Source organism: Actinocorallia lasiicapitis (genome assembly GCF_054778695.1).
Window position 1 is genome coordinate 1 of sequence record NZ_BAAGZI010000677.1, and the last position, 1,644, is coordinate 1,644.

Genomic DNA, 1,644 nt, shown 5'->3' on the forward strand with positions numbered 1-1,644 from the left:
GCGCAGTTCGAGGGCGTGGCCGCGCACGTGCAGCCGCCGGGCGCGGCGCAGCGGCAGATCCTCCACGATCGCCCTGACCAGCGCGCCGATCCTGGCCCGTTCGGGCTGGACCGTCGGCACGCCCCGCTCGGTGAGCGCGAACGCCGTGACGGGACCGACGCACGCCGCGACGACGTTGGTGCGGAGCGCCTCGGTCAGGGCGTCCTCCAGCCCGTCCTCGGCGGCGACGGCCAGCGTCGCGGCCACGGCGGGCGAGGAGGTGAAGGTGATCGCGTCGACGGTCCCGGCGACGGCCTGGCCGACGAGGCGGCGCAGCGGGGTCGAGTCGTCGGTCCGCGACCAGCGGTACACCGGCACCTCGATCACCTCGGCGCCCCGTTCACGCAGCGCGTCGGTGAACTCCGGCAGCGGCTCGCCGAAGAGCTGGACCGCGATCCTGGCGCCTTCCAGCGGCTGCTCCAGCAGGTACTTGAGCACCTCCTCGCAGCTCTCGGACTCCGGCGACCACTCGTCGTGCAGCCCGGCGGAGCGGATCGCGCCGCGCGCCTTGGGCCCGCGCGCGAGGATCCGGACCCGGCCGAGCCGGTCGATCAGATCGTCGCGCAGCCCCCAGCCGTCGGCGGTCTCCAGCCAGGCCCGGAAGCCGATGCCGGTGGTGACCACCGCGAAGTCGATGTTCTGGTTGATGCAGTCCTCGGTGGCGTGCAGCAGCTCCGCGTCGTCCTGCAGCGGCACCAGCCGGATCGCCGGGGCGTGCACGACCCGGGCGCCGCGCCGCTCCAGCAGCGCGGCCAGTTCCTCGTGCCTACGGGCCGCTGTCACCCCGACCGCGAACCCCGCCAAGGGTTCGCTGTTCAGCACACCCGCCTGTTCGGTCACGTCATCACTTCCACTCGGTCGCCGTTGAGCCTGATGGAAAAAGTCGGGACGGCGATCGCCGGATCGTCCAGGCAGCGCCCGGACGTCAGGTCGAAGACCTGCTTGAGCATCGGCGAGGCGACCGTGGGCACGCCCTTGCGGGTCCCCACGATGCCCCGCGACAGCACATAGGCACCGCTGAACGGGTCCCGGTTGCAGAGCGCGTACAGAGCGCCGTCGTGGGCGCGGAAAAGGGCCACCTGACGCTCGCCGATCAGCGCGCAGACACCGCGTTCGGGCATGAGGTCGCCGTAGCCGCAGACGTCCACCCATGTCGAGACGGGTGGCGCGGTGACTTCCGTGAGCGTCATCCCAGCCCCTCCTGCCGGCGGTCGTGACCGTCCACCACCAGCTCTTTTGGGGGTGCCTCTCCGCCGACTTCCATGGGGCGATACTGGAAACACCGCGTTTCCTGTCGGCGTCCCCTTTGTCACCCCTGTGTTAAAACACGCTCACGTCGAGACATCCTCGTTGTCGCCGCGTGACCATGCGGCCAACAAACCGGACATCTGGCATGAAACGACAAGGCCCGCCGTGACATGGCGTCACGGCGGGCTCGCGGAAGATGACGGCCGAGACGCCGCCGATCATCTCCCGGGCCGGTTCGTCCCCGAGGGCACGGCGACCGCCGGTGACTTCGTCGTCGGCGGGCAATCCGGCGGCGCCGGTCGCCGGGCGCGCGCGGGACTCCGGGCGGCGAGGAGTCCGCGGGCGCGCCTTCCCGGC

Annotated in this window: 3 protein-coding genes; all 3 read right to left on the minus strand. The window is 71.7% G+C overall.

Annotated features, from left to right (window positions below; genetic code table 11):
- On the minus strand, nt 1-879 hold an 879-nt coding region (locus ACYVE7_RS33655), incomplete at its 3' end, for a uroporphyrinogen-III synthase (protein ID WP_460370570.1).
- Complete coding sequence (gene nirD / locus ACYVE7_RS33660; protein ID WP_460370571.1) at nt 876-1,229, minus strand: nitrite reductase small subunit NirD; 354 nt, start codon at nt 1,227-1,229, stop codon at nt 876-878. The genes nirD and ACYVE7_RS33655, both read right to left, overlap by 4 nt.
- Before the next feature lie 130 nt (nt 1,230-1,359).
- The coding region (locus ACYVE7_RS33665) for a hypothetical protein (protein WP_460370572.1) at nt 1,360-1,644 on the minus strand (285 nt) is incomplete at its 5' end.

Bases quoted from the DNA above. Each gene is read 5' to 3' on its own strand.
- nirD (WP_460370571.1), bottom strand. From the start codon at position 1,229: ATGACGCTCACGGAAGTCACCGCGCCACCCGTCTCGACATGGGTGGAC.